The organism is Spirulina sp. CCY15215 (assembly GCF_016888125.1).
Lineage (GTDB): Bacteria > Cyanobacteriota > Cyanobacteriia > Cyanobacteriales > Spirulinaceae > CCY15215.
The window spans coordinates 1-307 of record NZ_JACSWA010000004.1; the positions used below are offsets into that span (position 1 = coordinate 1).

1 protein-coding gene is annotated in these 307 nt (G+C 45.0%); it reads right to left on the reverse strand.

The window, feature by feature from the left end; translation table 11 throughout:
- Positions 1-247, reverse strand: a 247-nt coding sequence (locus tag JUI58_RS00015; RefSeq protein WP_204101722.1) for a hypothetical protein, incomplete at its 3' end; no start/stop codon positions are given.
- Between the last annotated feature and the right edge of the window lie 60 nt (positions 248-307).

Genomic DNA, 307 nt, shown 5'->3' on the forward strand with positions numbered 1-307 from the left:
AGTGGAATAAGTTGGCTCCGGCTTGGGTGCCGCCGTTGATATGGTAGGTGTTGCCGTTGTAGTTGATTATTGTCCCGGTGCCGTCGGGGGCTGCTGTTATGGATGTTTGCGCCTGGGCGGTGGGGGGTCTTGCTGCGATCAACCCGGTTAGGAGCAGGAGATACAGGAGTTTTGGCAGTTTGAGTTTTTTCACGATGGGGGAATGGGAAATTTTTCTCAGTGTAATCCCTGAGAATTCAATAGTCAATAGTTTTTAGTCTTTTTCTTGTTCTTAAATATTTCTTTATAATTAACACAATTAACTCTT